The organism is Chitinophaga sp. CB10 (assembly GCA_001870995.2).
Taxonomy (GTDB): domain Bacteria; phylum Bacteroidota; class Bacteroidia; order Chitinophagales; family Chitinophagaceae; genus Chitinophaga.
In genome coordinates this window covers 63,694-81,198 of sequence record MLAV02000021.1, presented here as the reverse complement: position 1 = coordinate 81,198, position 17,505 = coordinate 63,694, and the positions used below count along the sequence as shown (strand labels likewise).

The window sequence follows — 17,505 nt, the reverse complement described above, 5'->3', positions numbered from 1 at the left end:
GGTGGAAGTTTATAAGGAAATTTAAAGAAAAAAAGCTATAACTCAATAAATTTTCTATGATTAATTTTTTGCAATAGTAGCAGCCAGGGAAGCCGCATATTGCACCAGCGCAGGCACCGCCACCCCATGGAGATAATTGCCCGCAATATGAATACCGGCATGGGCTGCCTCAAACTGCCGCACCTGCTCACGCAGGCGGGCATGGCCCACATTCAGCTGTGGAATGGCCTGCTGCCATACCTCAAAGTGCTGCATCACCGGCGCTTCGCTGATACCCAGTATAGCGCTGAGCTCTCCCAGGATATTTTGCTGCAGAACGGCATCGTTCGTATCCCGCAGCAGGTGCTGTAACCGCGCCCCGCCGGTGAAAACGGTGAGCAACAGCTTGCCCTGCGGCGCCTTTCCCGGGAAAATTGCCGTATTGCAAATAGCCCCGAGGAAATGTAAATGCTCTGCATTCGGCGCCAGAAAACCAAAGCCATCCACCGGCCTGGCCACCGCGGCGGCATTATATCCCACGTGCAGCACGCCCATTTCAGGGTATTCCACCTGCTTCAAACGGTTTGCCAGCGGGGCATCCAGCCCTTGCAGCATAGCGGCCGTAGCATAGGCTGGGGTAGTCAGTATCACCCGTGCCACGGATATTTCGGCCTGCTGGCCGTTTTCTATGTAGGTAATTTTGTATTGGCCTTCGGCAGATCTAATTGCGCTGACGGCACAATTCAATCGTACGGGAACGCTTAAACGGCTGGCCAGTGCCATGGCGAGCATGCCGTTGCCCCCGCTCAAGCTAATAATTTTCCTTCCTCCAAGCGCTCCCTTCTCCTTCATCAAACCCTTTGTCACGCTGCCATAAGTACGCTCCCACTTAGGCAACATCGGCAATACCTCCGCAATACTGAGCCTGTCAGGATCGCCGGCGTAAATCCCGGATAATACCGGGTCAAATACATACTCGGCAATTTCCTTATTGAACCTGCGCCCAATGAATTCGCTCACACTTTCTTCTTCCTTCACAGGCGCCGATTTGCGGAAACGCTCCGAAAAAAGCTTCCACTTGCTTGCGCCACTCAGATATTTTGAACCGAGGATTTTAAACGGATGGGGAGATACCGCATGCAACTGCTTGTTTCTTACCAGGAACCTGTTTTTGCTGGCCGCTGCCGCTACAAGTATCTTATCGCCTAAACCCAGGTCTTCCAGGTATTGCAGCATTTCCGGGGAAGCCGCAATGGAATTTGGCCCTGCGTCCAGCTCAAAACCATCGACATGCAAGGATTTCAGCACCCCGCCAATACGGCCGGAGGCTTCCATAATCACGTACGGCACTTGTTGCCTTTGCAGTTCATAGGCGATGCTCAGCCCGGAAATACCGGCGCCAACAATTAAAACGGGTTGCTCTGGCATGAGGATTCGGAATTTATCTATTTTTCAATCAGCTGGGTACAATACTTCACGATCGCATTTACCCACAGCGGATGCACATTCAGGCATGGAATCATTTTGAAACTATCGCCGCCATTGCTCATGAAGGAATGCTTACCTTCCACGGCAATCTCCTCCAGCGTTTCCAGGCAGTCGGATACAAAGGCGGGGCATACCACGAGTAATTTCTTCCTGCCCTCTTTAGGCAGCTCCTCGAAGCGTGCGGCAGTGTAAGGCTGCAGCCACTCCTCCCGGCCCAGGCGCGACTGGAACGACATTCCCCACTTCTCCTTCGGCAATCCCAGTTTTTCCGCCACCAGCTCGGAAGTAATGGTTACCTGGTGCCTGTAGCAAAACTCGTGGGCCGGCGATTTCACGTGGCAGCAATCCGCCACCTGCAGGCAATGCTTGCCCGTGATGTCCCCCTTTTTGATATGCCTTACCGGCACGCCGTGATAGCTGAACAGGACATAGTCAAAGTCCTCCTGCAGGTAAGGGCGCATACTCTCCGCTACCGCTTGGATGTAATCCGGTTCATCGTAGAAAGGAGGAATAACACTAAGCTTGAATTTGTATTTCTTTTTGCGATAGATATCCTTGGCATATTCGGCCGCCGTTTCGTAGGACGACATGGCGTAATGCGGATACAAAGGCAGCAGGATCACCTCCCTGAGGCCGGGATTATCCGCCAGCAGCTTGTCATACGCCGCTTCCGGTGTAGGATTGCCGTAGCGCATCATGATCTCCACGGGGATCTGCATATCGTTCTGCACCGCCTTTTGTAATTGTTTGGTAAGCACGATCAATGGCGAACCCTCTTCCCACCAGATGGATTGATAAGCCTCGGCCGACTTCGGAGCGCGCTTCGGTACAATCACGCCGCCCACCAGCAATTTGCGGAACAGCCAGGGGTAATCAATGACCCGCTTGTCCATCAGGAACTCCATCAAATACCTCTTCACATCAGGTACTGCCGTTGAATCAGGAGAACCCAGATTCATCAAAACTATTCCTACTTCAGATTTATTGACCATGCTATTCTTTAAGATTGCCGCAAATTTAGCTTGTTTCTTGCATAAACAATCCAGCCACTATGATAGAAAGTGCCGACCTTTGTATAGAGGAAACTGATAGCTGCCGCTAATGTCATCCGTTTGTAATGATTGTATCACGGGAAAATAATTATTTCGAAAACTCGCTGTAGCTGAACACCTGCTTGCAACGCTTCAACACAAAACCTGATAAAAATCATTTTTTCATCGTATTGATTACCAGTAGTAGAAATGACACACTAATGACAGCCTAAACCAGTTGTTTGCAGCGTATGCCAGTATTTTTGCAGCCGGAAGCTTATACACGAACATGCAGGTCAGTCATTCAAAAGAAATAGCAAATTTTCATATCGTTGGAATCAACTATAAGAAAACAGACGCTGCTATCAGGGGATTATACGCCATCAATCCGGCCCAGTACCAACAACTCCTGGAGCATGCCAGGACTGTGCAATTAGACGATCTCTTTGTACTCTCCACTTGTAATAGAACGGAAATATACGGTTTTGCCGCAAGCCCGGGGCAATTCATTGACTTGCTGTGTTCACAAACCAATGGCGACAGGGATCAGCTGCTGGAACTGGCTTATACCAAGTCCGGCGAAGAAGCGATCAAACACCTGTACCAGGTAGGAACAGGGCTCGACAGCCAGATCCTCGGCGACTATGAAATCATAGGCCAGATCAGGAATGCAGCCAGGTTTGCGAAAAATGAAAAAGCACTGGGAAGTTTTCTCGAGCGATTGGTGAACAGTGTACTGCAGGTTTCCAAACTCATTAAAACAGAAACAGGACTCAGCGCCGGCACCGTATCCGTGGCCTTTGCCACCGTACGCATGCTCGAACGCATGGTGCCTGATATCAAGGATAAGAAGATCGTGTTGCTGGGTGTCGGCAAAATCGGCCGTAACACCACCAAAAACATGATCGAATACCTGGGCGTGAAAGAAGTAACGCTCATCAACCGTACGTTGCTGGTAGCAGAGGAATTTGCCACCCAGCACGGCCTCAAAGCCGCGCCGTACGAAAATATGCTGCCGGTAATCCGGGAAGCAGATGTGATCCTCGTGGCATCCAATGCCCCGCATCCAACCCTGCTGGCAGAGCATCTGCAAAACACTACGCCCAAACTGGTAATAGACCTCTCTATACCGTTTAACGTAGATCCTGCGGTTGCAGAACTGGAACATATCACCCTCGTCAACGTGGATGAACTTTCCAAGGTACAGGACGAAACCCTGCAAAACAGGATGAACGAAGTACCTAAAGCCATTGCCATTATTAATGAGCACATGGAGGAATTCCTCTACTGGTACAAGATGCGCAAACATGCCGTTGTACTCAAAGCCGTAAAGGAAAAACTGCATGAAATACACATGCGGGAAATCCAGCAGCAAAAGAACGGCGCCGCCTACAACCTGGAAGATATGGAACAGGTATCCGGCCGCATCATTCAAAAAATGATTAATCTCATGGCAGGTAAAGTACGCAAGGAAACAGACAAGAGCGACCTTTACATCTCCATGATCAATGATATTTTCGAGACAGGAGTTAACCAGGAATAACACAATGGATAAAGTTATCAGGATAGGCACAAGAGAAAGCCAGCTGGCACTATGGCAGGCGCGCCAGGTAAATGATCTGCTGACCGCACAGGGATACAGAACAGAGCTGGTGCCCATTAAGAGTGAAGGCGATATTGACCTGGTTACACCCCTGTACGAAATAGGCGTACAGGGCATCTTCACCAAGAGCCTCGACATTGCGCTCCTCAACGGACGTATAGACGTAGCCGTACACTCCTTCAAAGACGTACCTACACAACTCCCGCAATCCATCGTTACCGCCGCCATCCTCGAAAGAGGACCTGTAAAGGACCTGCTGGTGTATAAAACCAATACTGATTTTCTGGATCAGCCGGATTATATCGCCAACATCGCTACCAGCAGCGTGCGCCGCAAAGCGCAATGGCTCCGTAAATTCCCTAAACATCAGCTGCACAACCTACGCGGAAACGTGAACACACGCCTGCAAAAACTGGCCGCTGAAAACTGGGATGGCGCTATCTTCGCCGCCGCCGGACTGGAACGCATCAACGTACGCCCAGCTACTTCCATAGAGCTGGACTGGATGCTGCCCGCGCCCGCACAAGGCGCCGTGGTAGCCGTTTGCCGTGAGGATGACGCGTACTGCCTGCAGGCATGCGCTCCTTTCAATCACGCGCCCACCGCTCTCTCCACACAAATAGAAAGAGAATTTTTACGTACGCTCATGGGCGGTTGTACCACCCCTATCAGCGCCTACGCTTATATACAAAACGATACCGTTTTCTTCGAAGGCGAAATTTGTAACCTTGATGGAACCAGCTTCTACAGCGCCTCCCGCCAGTCCGCCGCAGGTAATGCCGCCGGCCTCGGCAAAGACGCAGCAGAAGAAATCCTGGCCAAAGGAGGCGCCGAAATAGTAGCACAGATAAGAAATGCCAAATGACCATTACCGCATATTATGCACCAGACCAATCCCTGCTTCGCTCATAGCGGATGCGGCCGGCCATGGTATTGATATACAGGTAAAGGAATTCATACGGATCTCGCCCATCAATATCCCGGAATTACAACAGCACGCGTTCCAGCCAAACACCCCCATGGTGTTTACCAGCGCGCACGCAGTCAACATCCTCCGGGAAATGATCGGTACGCCGGAAGTCCGCAACAACATCTGCTGCATCTCCGGCAACACCCGGACCGCCGCAGAACAGGCATTTCCACAATCGCCCGTCATCGCCGCCGCTCCTTACGGTATCGAACTGGCGCAAGCCATCATCCGGCGTGGGGATATCAAAGCGGTCAATTTCTTCTGCGGCAACATCCACCGCAAAGAACTGCCGGACACCCTGACCAGCGCCGGCATCCGTGTGAATGAATTCGTGATCTACCGCAATGATCCCATGCCCGAAAAAGTGACCGGCCACTACAACGGCATCTTTTTCTTCAGCCCCAGCGCTGTAAGCAGCTACTTTTCAGCCAACAGCATTCCCGCGGACACCGTATGCTTTGCCATCGGCGCCACTACCGCCGCTGCCCTGAAAGAAGCTACCAACAACAAAATCATTATTAGCACCGACGTTGACGCCAACAGTATGGTGCAAACATCTATATCATACTTTAACAACAATAACTCTTAGAATGAGCGCATTGAAGAATGACTTACTGCTGAAAGCCCTCAAAGGTGAAACCGTTTCCCGTACCCCGGTATGGATGATGCGTCAGGCCGGCCGCTACCTGCCTGATTACATCAAGCTGCGTGATAAATATTCCTTTTTTGAACGCTGCGAAAACCCGGAGCTGGCCACCGAAATCACTGTAATGCCTGTTGACCAGGTAGGCGTGGACGCAGCAATCATCTTCTCCGATATCCTCGTGGTGCCACAGGCCATGGGCATGGAAGTACAACTGGTAGAAAAAGTAGGCCCGCTGTTACCACAGCCGGTGAAATCCGCCGCGGACCTCTCCCGCCTCGTAGTGCCGGACGTGCATGAAAGACTCCACTACGTTTTCGACGCGCTCAAACTCACCAAACAAACACTCGCAGGACGCGTTCCGCTCATCGGCTTCGCCGGCGCGCCATGGACGCTCCTCTGCTATATGGTACAGGGCAAAGGCTCCAAAACTTTCGATGAAGCCAAAGCCTTCTGCTACCAGCAACCTGCCGTAGCCCACCAGCTGCTGCAAATGATTACCGATACCACTATCGCCTACCTCAAAGCACAGGTAGCCGCCGGCGCGGATCTGGTACAGGTATTCGATTCATGGGGCGGCCTGCTCAGCCCTGCTGATTTCGAAACCTTCTCCCTGGCCTACATCCGCCAGATCGTAGCCGCCATGAAAGACGTTTGCCCTACCATCGTATTCGCCAAAGGCGCCTGGTTTGCCCTGGAAGAGATGGCTGCTACCGGCGCCCACGGCCTCGGTATCGACTGGGCTATCAAACCGCAGCTGGCACGCCAGTTTGCAGGCGACAACGTAACGCTCCAGGGCAACTTTGACCCGGCTAAACTGCTCGCCCCGATCCCGGAAATCGAAAAAGCCGTGAAGGAAATGCTCAAAGGCTTTGGCAGACAACGTTATATCGCTAACCTCGGCCATGGCATCCTCCCGAACGTACCGGTAGATCACGCAAAAGCATTCGTTGAAACTGTAAAAGCACACGGTTAATTCATCATGAGTATCAAAAACGATTTCATCACCTTCATACACCAGCTGCAGGACGACATCTGCCAGGCCTTCGAAAACATCGACGGGAAAGCGAAATTCCGCGAAGACCTCTGGGAGCGCCCGGGCGGCGGTGGCGGCAAATCCCGCGTGATTGCCGAGGGTAACGTGTTTGAAAAAGGCGGTGTCAGCACCTCCATCGTACATGGCGAATTACCGGAAGCAATGGCCCAGCAGTTCGGCGTTACCAACAGCAACTTCATGGCCTGCGGTATCTCCCTCGTGATACACCCCCGCAACCCGTTTGTACCTACCGTACACGCCAACTTCAGGTATTTCGAACTCTATGATAAGGACGGCCACCTGAAAGACAGCTGGTTTGGCGGCGGGGCGGACCTCACGCCTTATTACCTCGATGAAAAAGACGGTATCCACTTCCACCAGACATTCAAAAATGCCTGCGACCCGTTTGGCGCCGATCTTTACCCGAAATATAAAAAGCATTGCGACGAATATTTCGTCAATAAACACCGCAATAACGAAGCTCGCGGCATTGGCGGCATCTTCTACGATTACCTCCGCCCCAGCGCGGAAAAGCCGGCAGCAACGCTGTTCGCCTTCTCCAAAGCCAACGGCGAAGCCTTCCTGAAAGCCTACCTGCCTATAGTAGAAAAAACCATGCACCTGCCTTATACAGAAGCGCACCGCAGCTGGCAGGCGTATAGGCGCGGCCGTTATGTGGAGTTCAACCTCATACACGACAGGGGCACCCTCTTTGGCCTGAAAACCAATGGACGCTCCGAGTCGATCCTGATGAGCCTGCCGCCGGTAGCCCGCTGGGAATACGACTTCCACCCGGAGCCGGGCAGCCCGGAAGCCCAGCTGGTAGAATACCTCAAGCCAAGAGAGTGGGCAAAATAACTTTGGACAATTCTAAAATATTATAAGATGATCCGTAGAAACAGAATATTGAGAACTTCTCCCGCCATTCGCGCAATGGTAGCGGAAACAATCCTTACTCCGAGCGATTTCATCGCTCCGCTATTTGTAACCGAGGGAGAAAATGTGAAGGAAGAGATCAGTTCAATGCCAGGTTATTTCCGTTATTCCCTCGACCTCACCATACAGGAGGCCAAAGAACTCTGGAGCCTTGGTATTAAAAGCGTATTGCTGTTTGTAAAAGCACCGGACAGTGTAAAAGATAATAAAGGAACAGAAGCCGTTAATCCGAACGGATTAATGCAACGCGCTATCCGCGCCATCAAAAACGCCATTCCTGAAATGGTAGTGATGACGGACGTAGCCCTGGATCCTTACTCCTCCTACGGCCATGACGGCATTGTAGAAGGAACCGAAATTGTGAATGATGCTACCGTGGAAGTGCTGGCACGTATGAGTCTCAGCCATGCGCAGGCCGGCGCCGACATCGTAGCGCCCAGCGATATGATGGATGGCCGTATCCTCGCGATCCGCAACATCCTCGAGGCCAACGGCTTTGACAAGGTAGGCATCATGGCCTACAGCGCCAAATACGCTTCCTGCTTCTACGGTCCGTTCCGCGATGCGCTGGATTCCGCTCCCGGCTTCGGCGATAAGAAAACCTACCAGATGGATTACGCCAACTCCCGCGAAGCGATCCGCGAAACGATGATGGATATTGAAGAAGGAGCCGACATCGTGATGGTTAAACCAGCCATGGCCTACATGGACATCATCCGCATCCTGAAAGATCGTACGACCGTTCCGGTTAGTGCCTACCATGTGAGCGGCGAGTACTCCATGATCAAAGCAGCGGCTAAAATGGGCTGGCTAAACGAAGAAAAAGCCATCCTGGAAAGCTTAACCGGGCTCAAACGCGCCGGCGCTGACCTCATCGCGACCTACTTCGCGAAAGATGCCGTTAAACTGCTGCAACAGTAAGGCTGACATATTATTTTTAATTAACTTGCATCCCTGTTTAAGATGCAATCCTTATAAATCAAAATATTCACCGCATGTATAGCAAAAGCGAAAACCTTTTTGAGCAGGCGAAGCAAGTGATCCCCGGTGGGGTCAACTCTCCGGTGCGGGCATTTAAGAGCGTAGGTGGCACTCCTATCTTTATGGAGCGCGCGCAGGGCGCTTATATGTACGATGTAGACGGTAATAAATACATTGATTATATCAACTCCTGGGGCCCGATGATCCTGGGGCATGCGTATGAGCCGGTGGTGAAAGCCATCCAGGACTATGCGACCCGCTCCACTTCCTTCGGCGCGCCTACAGCGCTGGAAATCACCATTGCCGAGCTGATCACCGGTATGGTGCCGAATATCGACATGGTCCGTATGGTCAACTCCGGCACGGAAGCCTGTATGACGGCTATCCGCCTGGCCAGGGGCTATACCGGTAAAAATAAATTCATCAAGTTTGAAGGCTGCTACCATGGCCATGCGGATGCATTCCTGGTCAGCGCAGGCAGCGGCGTGGCAACGCTGGGCATCCAGTCCATCCCTGGCGTAACCGCCACGGTGGCGCAGGACACCCTGACCGCTCCTTACAACAACCTCCCTGCGGTAGAGCAGCTGATTGCTGAAAATCCGGATCAGATTGCCGCCATCATCGTAGAACCCGTTGCCGGCAACATGGGCTGCATCCTGCCACAGCCGGGCTTCCTGGAAGGTTTGCGCCAGCTGTGCGACCAGCACAACATGCTGCTGATCTTTGATGAAGTGATGACGGGCTTCCGCCTCGCACGCGGCGGCGCGCAGGAATTGCTGGGAATACGCGCAGATCTTGTTACCTTTGGCAAAATTATCGGCGGCGGGATGCCGGTAGGCGCCGTAGCAGGACCTAAGGAAATCATGGAAAATCTGGCTCCGGCCGGTAAAGTGTACCAGGCTGGTACCCTGAGCGGAAACCCGATCGCAATGATCGCCGGTTACACCCTGCTTAAAACACTCAATGACAATCCTGTAATTTACCAGCAACTGGCGGAAAAAGCCGCTTACCTGGTAAACGGTTTACGCGAAGCATTCGGCGGCGCCGGCGTAGTGCACCATATCAATCAGATTGGTTCCATGCTTAGCGCTCACTTTGCCGAATATCCTATCGTGGATTTCGCATCTGCTTCCGCTGCCAACAACGAACTCTTTAAACGATTCTTCCACGCCATGCTGGAACGCGGTGTGTACCTGCCGCCCAGCGCCTTCGAAAGCTGGTTCATGTGCAATGCGCTGACCACCGAAGACCTGGACGCTACCATCGCAGCCGCTAAATCGGCCATGCAGGCGATCAAATAGTTAACAATTCAATCCTGTGCTGAGTGGGTAAAACCGTTTCATACTTCGTATGAAGCGGTTTTTGTGTTTTTCCGCTTGCCGCTTACCACATTAGCGCGGAAAAATTAAGCATAACTTATTATTTTTGTACCTATGTTGAAGGTTCGCTATATACTGTTTTCCATACTCCTGCTGAGCATGCAGGCAGGTATTGGTATGCGCAGTTATGCCAACCAGAAACACCCGCTCACCCTGTTGCAGAAGATAGACCTGGCTGAGGCCCGCGAGGAATATTTCGAGGACCTCTTTGCCAACATGCGCCTGCATACAGATGTGGAGGAAGATGCGCCGGAATCTATACATACCACCAAAAACAGGCGCAAAACCAAATACTACCTTTCCGCTACCTCCCAGCAATTCAGCGTTGCCAACAGGATCACCTATATAGACACTGCCGGCGCGCAGGAAAGCATTTACATCTCCCCGGTAAAAACCGGCAGATACTTATTGGGCAAGCCTTACAAGCCAGCCTATTACTCCTTCCTTTTCAGGTTTACTCCATTTTGAGTACAGCAACCCGCCTCGTTTAACCTTTATATTTTCCACATCTGCACGCCGTGATGAACGGTACTGCATTTCTATTTGCTGTATTTAAAAACTTTTACCGCCACTGCGGTACAATACTTTATTGTTATGCGTCAATACACAGGGATTTACACATCGCTGATCGCACTTTTTATGGCCGGTTGCGCCACAAAAGCTGAAAAGAAAGAAGATCTTAAAACATTACCGGTAGCCAAACTCATTGCCAAAGACACTGTATTGCATCGCGCTTATGTAGCCGATATCCAGGCAGTTCAGAACGTGGAAATCCGCGCCCGCGTAAACGGGTTCCTTGATAAAATTTATGTGGATGAAGGACAGGAAGTAAAGAAAGGTCAGCTTTTATTTGGCATCAACGATGCAGAATACAGGGCCGAGCTGTCGAAAGCCAAAGCCGCCCTCAGCAGCCTCATGGCTGAATCCAAATCCGCCGCGCTGGAACTGGAACGCGTGAAAATACTCACGGAGAAAAAAGTAATCGCCGCCTCCGAACTGGAAGTAGCCAAAGCAAAAGTAGCCGCTGCCAAAGCCCGGATCGACGAAGCCCAGTCCGCCGTAGCCAATGCGGAAATGCGCCTCTCCTATACCAGCATCCGCGCGCCTTTCGATGGTATTATCGACCGCATACCTCTCAAGAAAGGTAGCCTCATCACCGAAGGCGCACTGCTCACCACCGTTTCCGATAACCGGGAAGTATATGCCTACTTCAACGTATCCGAAACCGAATACCTCCACTACCAGAAGGAACAAGCCAAAGGCGCTGCCGGCTCCAACCTGGTAGAACTGGAACTGGCGGACGGTACGCCGTACAGCCACCCGGGCAAAATCGAAACCATGGAAAGCGAGTTCGAAGAAAATACAGGCTCCATCGCCTTCCGCGCCCGCTTCCCTAACCCATCCAAATTACTGAAACATGGCGCCAGCGGCAAAGTGAAACTCGCCAGCGAAATGGATAGCGCAGTGATCATTCCGCAAAAAGCCGTTTTCGAAATGCAGGACAAAAACTATGTTTTTGTCGTAGACCAGTCAGGTAATGTGAAGATGAAAAACTTCATTCCTGAAACCCGTTTCGCACACTTCTACATTGTCCAGTCCGGCCTCAAGCCAGGGGACAGGATTGTAACCGAAGGGGTACGAAACATCCGCGACGGCATGCAGATCACACCAAGGTCTGTGGCTATGGACAGCTTACTGAGTTTATAAAAAATCTGCATTACCGAAACTGACAATCCATGTTCTCGACATTTATCAAACGACCGGTGTTATCACTGGTTATATCTCTTATTATCACACTCGTAGGGCTCCTGGCGCTGTTTACGCTGCCGGTGACCCAATTCCCCGATATCGTGCCGCCATCGGTAACGGTAACGGCTAAATATACCGGCGCTAACGCGGAAGTGTGCGCCAAAGCCGTGGCCACTCCCGTGGAACGCGCTATCAACGGGGTGCCGGGCATGACTTATATGTCGTCCGTATCCAGTAACGACGGTATCACCGTCATCCAGGTGTTCTTCCAGGTAGGCACCGATCCTGACCAGGCCGCCGTAAACGTGCAAAACCGCGTAGCCACCGTCATCGACGAGCTGCCGGAAGAGGTGATCAAAGCAGGGGTAACCACGGAAAAAGAGGTAAACTCCATGCTGCTCTACCTCAACGTGATGAGTGAGGATACCACCCTCAACGAACAGTTTATCTACAACTTTGCCGACATCAACGTATTACAGGAACTGAAACGTATCGACGGGGTGGGCCGCGCCGAAATCATGGGCGCTAAGGAATACGCCATGCGCGTTTGGCTCAAACCTGACCGGATGCTCGCTTACAACGTTTCGGCCGATGAAGTGATCCAGGTGATCCGTAAGCAGAACATCGAAGCGGCCCCCGGTAAAACCGGCGAAAGCTCCGATAAGGACCCGAATATGCTGCAGTACGTACTGCGCTATACCGGTAAATTCTTTGAACCGAAAGAATACGAAAATATCGTGCTGCGCGCCGGCGCTGATGGCTCCGTGCTCCACCTGAAGGACATCGCCGATATCGAATTCGGCTCCCTCACCTACAGCATGGTGTCCAAAACGGATGGCAAGCCTTCCGCTTCCATCATGATCAAACAGCGCCCCGGCTCCAACGCCCGCGATGTAATCGCCAACATTAAAGCCAAGATGGAAGAGATGAAAAATACGTCCTTCCCTCCCGGCATGACCTATAACTTCAACTACGACGTATCCCGCTTCCTGGACGCTTCCATCCACGAAGTGGTACGCACGCTCTTCGAAGCGTTCATCCTCGTATTCATCGTAGTATTCATCTTCCTGCAGGATTTCCGCTCCACGCTGATACCCGCACTGGCCGTGCCGGTAGCCCTCATCGGCACCCTGGCATTCATGCAGATGATGGGCTTCTCCATCAACCTGCTCACCCTGTTCGCCCTCGTACTGGCTATCGGTATCGTGGTGGATAACGCGATTGTGGTGGTGGAGGCCGTCCATGTAAAAATGAGCGAAGAACACCTCCCGCCGATGGAAGCCACCCTCGCCGCAATGAAGGAGATCAGCGGCGCCCTCGTGGCAATTACGCTGGTAATGTCCGCCGTGTTTGTACCGGTGGCCTTCCTCTCCGGCCCCGTAGGGGTATTCTACCGGCAGTTCTCCCTCACGCTGGCCATCAGCATCGTGATCTCGGGTATTAACGCGGTAACGCTGACGCCTGCACTCTGTGCCATCATGCTGAAGCACAACCCAAGTATGCCCGCCCGCAAAAGCCTGCTGCAGCGCTTCTTCCGGGGATTCAACAAGGTGTACACCGGCACTGAAAATAAATATGCGGCACTGATCAAAAGATTTGCCGGCCGCCGGCTGGTGACCCTCGCCGCACTGATCTTCTTCTTTGCGGCCACCTGGGGCATCAGCGCCATCCTCCCTTCCGGCTTCATTCCTACGGAAGACCAGGGGATGATATACGTAAACGTGACTACGCCTCCCGGCGCCACCGTGGAACGTACGGAAGAAGTGCTGGACCAGATCCAGGAAATTGCCGCCCAGTCCAAGGAAGTGGAATCCGTATCCACGCTGGCAGGTTACTCCCTGCTCAACGAAGTAGCCGGCGCCTCCTACGGTATGGGCATGGTGAACCTGAAGGCCTGGGAAGACCGTGAGGCTTCCGTGCAGGACATCATCGAGCGATTGCAGGAACAAACCTCCGATATCGGCGATGCGCAGATTGAATTCTTCCCGCCGCCTACCGTTCCGGGCTTTGGTAACAGCTCCGGTTTTGAACTGCGCGTACTGGATAAAACCGGCGCGGGGGATATCAAGCAAACCGCTGATGTAACGGATAAGTTCATCGCCGCGCTGAAGCAACGGAAAGAAATAGGGAGCGCGTTCACCAGCTTCGACGCCAGCTTCCCGCAGTATATGATCCATGTGGACCAGGCCATGGCCGCCAAAAAAGGCGTGAGCATCGACAATGCCATGAGCAACCTGCAAACGCTGATGGGTAGCTACTATGCCTCCAACTTCATTCGCTTTGGCCAGATGTACAAGGTGATGGTACAGGCGGATCCGAAATACCGCGGCAAGCCGGAAGACCTGCTGGCCCTTTATGTAAAAAATGACCAGGGGGAACAGGTGTCCTATGCGGACTTCATCAAACTGGAACGGGTGTACGGCCCTGACCAGCTGACCCGCTACAACATGTACACCGCCGCTATGATCAATGGCGACGCCGCGCCGGGATACAGTTCCAGCCAGGCTATCGCCGCCGTGGAGGAAGTGGCGCAAAAAGCGCTGCCACGTGGTTACAGCTACGAATGGAGCGGTATGACGAGGGAACAGATATTGTCCGGTAACCAGGCGATCTACATCTTCGCTATCTGCCTGGTGTTCGTGTACCTGCTGCTGGCAGCGCAATACGAAAGCTTCCTGCTGCCGCTGCCGGTTATCCTTTCCCTGCCGGCGGGTATATTCGGGGCCTTCCTCAGCCTCAAATTAATGGGCCTGGAAAATAACATTTATGCACAGGTGGCCCTGGTGATGCTCATTGGTTTGCTGGGTAAGAACGCCATTCTCATCGTGGAGTTCGCGATCCTGAAAAACAAGCATGGCGCCAGCATACTGGAATCCGCCATTACCGGCGCAGTATCCAGGTTGCGGCCTATCCTCATGACCTCCTTCGCATTCATCGCCGGTCTGATACCGCTGTGTATCGCCAGCGGCGCGGGCGCTATGGGTAACCGTTCCATTGGTACGGCTGCCGCAGGCGGTATGCTCATCGGAACCATTTTCGGGGTACTGGTCATTCCAGGGCTCTACGTACTCTTTGCCTCCATGACGCGTAAAAAGGCCGGCGTGGAATTAAATAACTATACGAATGAATAAGCATCAACTTGATATACGCAAAGGACTGTATGCACTGGCGCTCGCAACGGGCGTTAGTGCCTGCAGCGCGCCAAAGCAACTGACTACGCCGCCGCCGGTGGCGCTCCCTGAAACTACGGTTACGGATACACTGGATGTAAAAAGCTTTACCCGGGTGTTCAACGATCCGTACCTGAAAGCGCTGATCGATACGGCGCTGGCCTCCAACTTTGACCTGCTGGCGGCTTCGCAACGGGTGATCGTGGCGCAGTCGCAACTGCGCATGGCCAAAAACGCCTGGCTGCCCACGGTGAACGGCGTGGCGAGCGCAGGGGTGGACCGCTATGGCGATTATACCCTCAACGGCGTCGGCAACTACGATACAAACCTCTCGCCCAATATTGATAAAGACCAGAAAATACCTACCAGCCCTACGCCGGAGTTTTTTGTGGGCTTCCGCAGCAGCTGGGAAATAGACCTCTGGGGCAAAATCAGGGCGCAGAAGGAAGCAGCGCTTAACAGGTACCTTTCCACCACGGAAGGGCGCCGGCTCCTGAGCACCCAGGTGGTGGCCGGGGTGGCTACCCTGTATTATGACCTCGTAGCGCTGGACCACGAGCTGAAAATCATCCACCGCAACATTGGCCTGCAGGAAAAGGCCGTAGCAACGGTGGAAGTGCAAAAGGCCGGCGGGCGCGCAACAGAGCTGGCGGTACAGCAGTTCAAAGCGCAACTGCTGAGTACAAGGGCACTGGAAAATAACGTCAAACAGCAGATCGTAGCCACGGAAAATCAGCTGAACGCACTGCTGGGGCGCCTGCCACAGCCCGTCCCGCGGACGGCGGATACCACCAATGCCATTCCGCCGGCGATTCAAAAGGGCATCCCCGTTGCAACGCTACTGCGCCGGCCGGACATCCAACAGGCGGAACTGAACCTGGCCGCCACCAAAGCGGATGTGAAAGCCGCAAGGGCTGCCTTCTTTCCCTCACTGACCATCACGCCTTATACCGGCTTCAATGCCTTTAAGGCGGGATTATTATTCCAGCCGGCATCCATTGCATGGGGCGCATTGGGCGGCCTTACCATGCCGGTGTTTAACCAAAAGCAATTGCAATCGCAGTTCAATATCACCCAGGCGGAAGCGATGACGGCTTTCTACCGCTATCAGCAAGCCATTGTGGATGGCTATGCGGAAGTTTCTTCCATCATGAGTAAAGTGGAAAATGAGCAGGCGACCTGGCAGCTGAAGCGCGAAGAGGTGGCCGTACTGCAGGATGCCGTGGCCACTTCCAACCTCCTGTTTACCACCGGCTACGCCAATTACCTGGAAGTGATCACCGCACAAAAAAGCGTGCTGGAAGCGGAACTCACGCTGGTGACTACCCGCAGGAACGTGTACCAGGGTATGATCACCCTGTACCGCTCACTGGGTGGGAATTAAATGCAATCAAGAGGCGCATAACACATACAGCAAGGGGCTGGTCAGGAAGTAACATACTTCAGGGCCGGCCCTGTTTTTTTGCAGTGGGGAAAGCAGTTATAAAATTTACTTTTAACTTTAGCTTTATACAATTTAACAACTGCATACCCCGCAGCTCAATAGCTTTGCGTTATGGAAAAACTAAAAATCGCTTCCGCCCAGTTTGAAAATAAAAGCGGTGATAAAGCATATAATCTTTCAAGGATTGACGAACTCTCCGCCAAAGCCGCCGCAGAAGGCGCGCAGGCCGTTGCCTTTCACGAGTGCTCCATTACCGGCTATACGTTTGCCCGCAAGCTCTCCAAAGAGCAAATGCTGGACCTCGCAGAACCTATTCCTGACGGGCCTTCCGTACAGGCGCTGATGAAGATAGCCGCAAAGCACAACATCGCCATCCTGGCCGGCCTTTTTGAAAAAGACAGCGGGGACCGGCTGTTCAAAGCTTATGTATGTGTGGATAAAACCGGGTTGATAGCGAAATACCGCAAACTGCATCCGTTTATTAATCCGCACCTGCTGCCGGGAGACAGCTATTGCGTATTCGACCTCTATGGCTGGAAGTGCGGTATTCTCATCTGCTATGATAATAATATCATCGAAAACGTCAGGGCTACCAGGCTGCTGGGAGCAGAAATTATTTTCATGCCGCATGTGACGATGTGTACGCCTTCCACCAGGCCGGGCGCCGGCTTTGTGGCGCCAGCGCTTTGGGAAAACCGGGAAAATGACCCTACTTCCCTGCGGCTGGAATTTGAAGGTATGAAGGGCCGGGATTGGCTGATGAAGTGGTTACCTGCACGGGCATACGATAATGCGGCCTACGTCGTTTTTTCGAACCCGATTGGTATGGACGATGATCAGCTGAAAAACGGTTGCTCCATGATCATCGATCCCTTTGGGAACATCCTGGACGAGTGCAAAAAGCTGGGGGATGATATAGCTCTGGCCGTACTTACGCCGGAGAAGCTAACCCAGGCCGGCGGCTACCGGTATATGAAGGCCCGCAGGCCGGACCTCTACCGGGATATCATCGGGCAGCCCCATGAATCCCATCAACAGGTTGTTTGGTTAAAATAAACCATAAAAAAAGCAGCCCTTTCTGTTCAAGGAAAGGGCT

Annotated in this window: 14 protein-coding genes; 12 read left to right on the top strand and 2 right to left on the bottom strand. The window is 52.7% G+C overall.

Annotated elements, in window-relative coordinates:
* Positions 1–60: 60 nt before the first annotated feature.
* Positions 61–1,407, bottom strand: a complete 1,347-nt coding sequence (hemG, locus tag BOC67_RS23035; protein WP_291914126.1) for a protoporphyrinogen oxidase — start codon at positions 1,405–1,407, stop codon at positions 61–63.
* 17 nt (positions 1,408–1,424) lie between these two features.
* A complete protein-coding gene (gene hemH, locus BOC67_RS23030) occupies positions 1,425–2,459 on the bottom strand; it encodes a ferrochelatase (RefSeq protein ID WP_291914123.1) in 1,035 nt (344 codons plus the stop codon).
* A 328-nt stretch (positions 2,460–2,787) separates the two neighbouring features.
* Here hemH and hemA point away from each other — a divergent pair, with 328 nt between their 5' ends.
* The 12 genes from hemA (at position 2,788) to BOC67_RS22970 (ending at position 17,465) form a co-directional block, all read left to right on the top strand.
* Positions 2,788–4,041: a glutamyl-tRNA reductase gene (gene hemA, locus BOC67_RS23025; protein WP_291914121.1), complete on the top strand. Its 1,254-nt coding sequence runs from the start codon at positions 2,788–2,790 to the stop codon at positions 4,039–4,041.
* A gap of 4 nt (positions 4,042–4,045) precedes the next feature.
* On the top strand, positions 4,046–4,966 hold the full coding sequence (gene hemC / locus BOC67_RS23020) for a hydroxymethylbilane synthase (protein WP_291914119.1): 921 nt from the start codon (positions 4,046–4,048) through the stop codon (positions 4,964–4,966).
* Positions 4,956–5,660, top strand: a complete 705-nt coding sequence (locus BOC67_RS23015) for a uroporphyrinogen-III synthase (protein ID WP_291914117.1) — start codon at positions 4,956–4,958, stop codon at positions 5,658–5,660. Before hemC ends, BOC67_RS23015 begins: the two co-directional genes overlap by 11 nt.
* 1 nt (position 5,661) lies before the next feature.
* Positions 5,662–6,690 (top strand): uroporphyrinogen decarboxylase, encoded by a 1,029-nt coding sequence (gene hemE, locus BOC67_RS23010; RefSeq protein WP_291914115.1) that lies wholly within the window; start codon positions 5,662–5,664, stop codon positions 6,688–6,690.
* 6 nt (positions 6,691–6,696) lie between these two features.
* The gene (gene hemF / locus BOC67_RS23005) at positions 6,697–7,608 is read left to right on the top strand and encodes an oxygen-dependent coproporphyrinogen oxidase (RefSeq protein WP_291914113.1); all 912 of its coding nucleotides are present in this window, start codon (positions 6,697–6,699) and stop codon (positions 7,606–7,608) included.
* A 27-nt stretch (positions 7,609–7,635) separates the two neighbouring features.
* Complete coding sequence (gene hemB, locus BOC67_RS23000) at positions 7,636–8,607, top strand: porphobilinogen synthase (RefSeq protein ID WP_291914111.1); 972 nt, start codon at positions 7,636–7,638, stop codon at positions 8,605–8,607.
* Between the two features lie 74 nt (positions 8,608–8,681).
* Entirely contained in the window at positions 8,682–9,968 is a 1,287-nt protein-coding gene (gene hemL, locus BOC67_RS22995) for a glutamate-1-semialdehyde 2,1-aminomutase (protein ID WP_291914108.1), read from the top strand.
* 132 nt (positions 9,969–10,100) lie between these two features.
* Positions 10,101–10,514 carry a hypothetical protein gene (locus BOC67_RS22990; RefSeq protein WP_291914106.1) on the top strand — a complete coding sequence of 138 codons (414 nt, stop codon included), beginning with the start codon at positions 10,101–10,103 and terminating at the stop codon, positions 10,512–10,514.
* A 126-nt stretch (positions 10,515–10,640) separates the two neighbouring features.
* Entirely contained in the window at positions 10,641–11,753 is a 1,113-nt protein-coding gene (locus BOC67_RS22985) for an efflux RND transporter periplasmic adaptor subunit (RefSeq protein ID WP_291914104.1), read from the top strand.
* A gap of 29 nt (positions 11,754–11,782) precedes the next feature.
* On the top strand, positions 11,783–14,926 hold the full coding sequence (locus BOC67_RS22980; protein WP_291914102.1) for an efflux RND transporter permease subunit: 3,144 nt from the start codon (positions 11,783–11,785) through the stop codon (positions 14,924–14,926).
* Positions 14,919–16,349, top strand: a complete 1,431-nt coding sequence (locus BOC67_RS22975; RefSeq protein WP_291914100.1) for a TolC family protein — start codon at positions 14,919–14,921, stop codon at positions 16,347–16,349. The genes BOC67_RS22980 and BOC67_RS22975 overlap by 8 nt, the downstream gene beginning before the upstream one ends.
* A 171-nt stretch (positions 16,350–16,520) precedes the next feature.
* Entirely contained in the window at positions 16,521–17,465 is a 945-nt protein-coding gene (locus BOC67_RS22970) for a nitrilase family protein (protein WP_291914098.1), read from the top strand.
* The last annotated feature ends 40 nt before the right edge of the window (positions 17,466–17,505 follow it).